Genomic DNA, 3886 nt, shown 5'->3' on the forward strand with positions numbered 1-3886 from the left:
CACACACTCTGTGATAACGTCATGATTGGCTCCGGTCGTCCACGGGTCTTCGGACCCATTGAGCTTCGAGCTCGTACATCGCTGGGCACGTCCCAGCCGGCTCGACCGGAGCCACCTTACACCGCCAGCGCTCCGCAGTCACCCGTACAACTCGTCGGTCTGAGGCGGAGCCTCGTTAGTCATTCTTACGGCCCTGTTCAAACTGCAGAAGCGCGGGACGGGCGCGGTCGGCAAGGTTTTTGGGCCCGTGATGCTGGTCTGGTTCATCACGCTTGCGGTGATTGGCGTCACAAATATTGCGAGTCATCCTGGCATCATCCGCGCCGTATCGCCCGCCTTTGCATTCAAGTTCGTCGCCCATGCTCCGGCCACTGCCTTCATTGTGCTTGGATCAGTCTTTCTTGCACTCACAGGTGGCGAGGCGCTCTACGCCGATATGGGACATTTCGGCAAGCGACCTATCCGGTTGTCGTGGCTATTGCTCGTCTTTCCGGCGTTGGTGCTCAACTATTTCGGTCAGGCCGCCCTGGTGTTGAGCAAGCCTTCGGTCATCAGTCAGCCCTTCTTTGAATCGGTGCCTTCGTGGGCACTGATTCCGCTCGTTGTGCTCTCTGCACTGGCGACCATCATCGCTTCACAGGCCGTCATATCGGGCGCGTTCTCAATGACCAAGCAGGCGGTACAGCTTGGACTGCTCCCGCGCATCCCCGTCGTTCATACGTCGAGCCGCGAGATCGGTCAGGTTTTTGTGCCTTTCATCAATCTCACGCTCTATGTTGCGGTCGTCTTTCTCGTGCTGTTTTTCCGGTCTTCGGACAATCTCGCGGCGGCATACGGCATCGCAGTTGCGTCCACGATGTTGCTGACGACGCTCCTGATGTACTTTGTCACGCACTGCCTGTGGCACTGGAAACCCATCGCAACGATCGCGGTCATCGGCCCAATGGCGCTCGTCGATGCGCTGTTCGTGTCGAGCAACGCGAATAAGGTCATGGATGGCGGATGGTTTCCCTTGCTCGCTGGCGCCGCAATCTTCACGGTCATGACGACGTGGCATAAGGGGCGGGAAATGATCGTGCAACAAATCAAGAAAGACAGCCTCGAGCTGGCGCCGCTCATCAAGTCGTTGACCACGGGCGAGCACCCTGTCATGCGCACGCAAGGCACAGCCGTTTTCCCGGGCGGGGTGACCGGCATGACGCCCACGGCGTTTCTTCACAATCTGAAACACAACGGCGTCATGCATCGCATCAATATCTTCATGGCCGGCTCGACCGACAATACACCCCATGTATCGGAGGAGGACAAGGTCGCGGTAACGGATCTCGGCAACGGTTGCTACGCCGTGTCTGTGCGCCATGGGTTCATGGAGATTCCGAATGTCCCCGCCGTTCTCAAGCTTCTCGAAAAGCAAATCCCGGATTGGCACTATGAGCCCGTCGATGTCTCGTTCTTCCTAGGGCGGGACACGATTGTCGCGACAGGAAAAAGCCACGTCATGTCGTTATGGCGCAAGAGACTGTTCGCGTTCCTGGCGAGAAACGCGGCGCAGGCGGCCGAATACTTCAGCCTGCCCCCTAACCGCGTCGTCGAAAGGGGCGGCCAAGTGAATCTATAAAACGGGTTTGTGAGAAGTAGCCGCAATCGTCCGGCCTCGCACATCAGCGCCGTGGCGCGGCACCGATCAAAAGTCACTCCGAGTCCTCGAATATCACGTCCAGCCGCTTTCGGGCGATCGCTTTGGTGAACCGCCGCATGCGTTCAATGTATTCACGGCGTCGGTGTGTCCGTTGCGTCCGACTTCGCGCGGCAGCTTGCACATCGGGTCGCCCGCGCCAGCCAGGCCGAGGCCTTCCGTCTTGTCGTGATGAACGATTTCCCACGACAGCCGCAGGTGCACGGTAAGCGCGTCCGCAGTCATGGCGACACGCTTACCGTGGACAGCGTCGACCGTCGCCTGCGCGCGTACTCAAAACACGATATTGGTCCGTACGCCAACAATGAACGGCGGTTTCAAATCGAAGCGCTACAAAGGGCGTAATGTTTTGCGCCCTGCGGTTGGGTTGCTGAGGCGAGCGTGGCGGCGAAGACCTCGAGCGGCGAATAGAACGCGTGGGTTGCGCGCGGCCGGTTGTTCAGGCTGTCGGCGATAGCATCGAGTTCGTCCTGTGTGTAGACCGAGAGGTCGGTTCCTTTGGGCAAGTATTGTCGCAGCAAGCCGTTGGTGTTTTCACATGTGCCGCGTTGCCAGGGGCTATGGGGGTCACAGAAGTACACGCGCACGCCGGTGGCCGCGGCGAGTTCCTGATGACGGGCAAAAGCCTACTACGTTGCTGAGAGCCTGATATGTTCGACCATAGGCCAGCAGCGCCCAGATCGTTCGTGCCATCTTGTTCGCAAGTGCAACAGCGACGACGTTGGTTTGACGTCGGGTGAGCAGCAGACGCATCGTTGGGCGTTGCGGTTCGTGTGCATTCGCGAACGCGACAAGGCTGTTGAAGCGTGGTTGCGCGAGCAGGTCTGCCTGCCGCGCAGGCACTTCGAGACGATTCAGCGCGCGCTCTCGTCCGATCAGGTGTGCGCGGAACTCTAGAATTCTTGGGTGCGGCGCGGGTGAGCTGTCGCACTCGAACTGCGCATCGCTGATGCTGACGCTCCGATGTCTGCAAAGAAATACGTCGATGCTATCGTTGACTTCTGCATGAGCCGGTAGAAGACTCCTATTGCCGCACGTGGCGTTGCGTGCGGCGACTTGTCGCCGCCGGCGCTGAGGACCACCCAAATTCGCAGGCGCATTCGAAAAAAAAGCAATTCGAATTGCCGAGCACGCGTCTCAAAAGATACAAGTGCACCTGCTGTTTGGAAGGTCGTTCTTTCACTATGAGTGACCGAGAACACGCACCGAAGTCTACAGAATTCCGGTATAACATGATCGCGGCTCGAACAACGGGATGTCTGTCAGAACAACTGTAAGGTAAAGCTAAGTCTGAAAAAGCTTCATTTGCTCCGGGCAAAGTCCGACAGGATGCTTTGGGTTCAAAACATGAAAATCACCGTGTCGGACGCGGGGCACATCGGTCAAAAAAGTCGTTTCCTAGGGGTGCTGACAACCGCGCAAGCTGTTTTGGGCGTCGCAGCCGCGAGGATGCAAGATAGGAGGACAATGACTTCGCGGTCGCGGTGACGGGCATTGATAAGCGCTCGATCCGCAGCGTACTTACTGTGAACTCGCCCCCCCAGGCGCAAGGCTAGACCGACGACCTTTCTCTGCACCGCATTCGAGACGACGTGCTCGATCGAACAATCAACTCCTTAGCCTCTAATCGAAGCGCGTTATCGCTATTGATCTTGCTATTAACGGGAAGCCGGCTCTGTGTGTCCTTGCGCACTGAGACACGCCGCGCCTTCGTCATACGGTAAGGTCGGGAGCTTATGCCACACGTCACCGATGGAAAGCGCGCAGTTTGGCCTAACTCATATGACGAATCAAGCACCGTAATTATGGAACTGTCTAACAAGCTGTAAGAAAGGGGGGCCTGAAGTTGAAGTTAGGAATATATTGTGATTCGGGCATCAACGGAGGCCACGAAGAAATGCTTAAGCGCCTCGTGCTGGCAATTGTCGATAACGAGGACGTTGAGGCGCTGTACGTTTTGGTACCGATATCGAACGAGTCACTCCACAACTTCGTCGCCGCATTAGCGCAAAATCGCCCGAAAACCCACATCGTCGGCTTGTCGTACACGGCCGAATTGTTGCGTGGAAATCTCTTTGAGTTGTTTCGTACGGTTCGCTCGACGAGCGGGACGTTGCGCGCACTGAGTCTTGACAAGCTGCTAATCTCACAGGGTACGATCGCTTCGGGGCTTGCGGGTCTCTTCGCGGC

General features: G+C 57.4%; 3 protein-coding genes and 2 pseudogenes. 3 read left to right on the forward strand and 2 right to left on the reverse strand.

What is annotated here, in order from left to right:
- The first annotated feature begins 181 nt into the window (after positions 1-181).
- Positions 182-1618 carry a potassium transporter Kup gene (locus tag AWB81_RS40990; RefSeq protein ID WP_087135573.1) on the forward strand — a complete coding sequence of 479 codons (1437 nt, stop codon included), beginning with the start codon at positions 182-184 and terminating at the stop codon, positions 1616-1618.
- A 93-nt stretch (positions 1619-1711) separates the two neighbouring features.
- Here AWB81_RS40990 and AWB81_RS49045 read toward each other — a convergent pair whose 3' ends face one another.
- A complete protein-coding gene (locus tag AWB81_RS49045; protein ID WP_062644154.1) occupies positions 1712-1921 on the reverse strand; it encodes a hypothetical protein in 210 nt (69 codons plus the stop codon).
- A 92-nt stretch (positions 1922-2013) separates the two neighbouring features.
- A pseudogene (locus AWB81_RS40995) lies at positions 2014-2316 on the reverse strand (IS30 family transposase); the annotation flags it as partial.
- A 106-nt stretch (positions 2317-2422) separates the two neighbouring features.
- Between AWB81_RS40995 and AWB81_RS46650 the strand changes: the two are divergent.
- Positions 2423-2593, forward strand: a complete 171-nt coding sequence (locus AWB81_RS46650) for a hypothetical protein (protein ID WP_200822631.1) — start codon at positions 2423-2425, stop codon at positions 2591-2593.
- A gap of 1000 nt (positions 2594-3593) precedes the next feature.
- A pseudogene (locus AWB81_RS41005) lies at positions 3594-3886 on the forward strand (glycosyltransferase); the annotation flags it as partial.

The organism is Caballeronia arationis, assembly GCF_001544975.2.
Taxonomy (GTDB): domain Bacteria; phylum Pseudomonadota; class Gammaproteobacteria; order Burkholderiales; family Burkholderiaceae; genus Caballeronia; species Caballeronia arationis.

Coding starts and splice junctions, on each gene's coding strand:
- AWB81_RS49045 (WP_062644154.1), bottom strand. CDS start 1,921: ATGACTGCGGACGCGCTTACCGTGCACCTGCGGCTGTCGTGGGAAATC.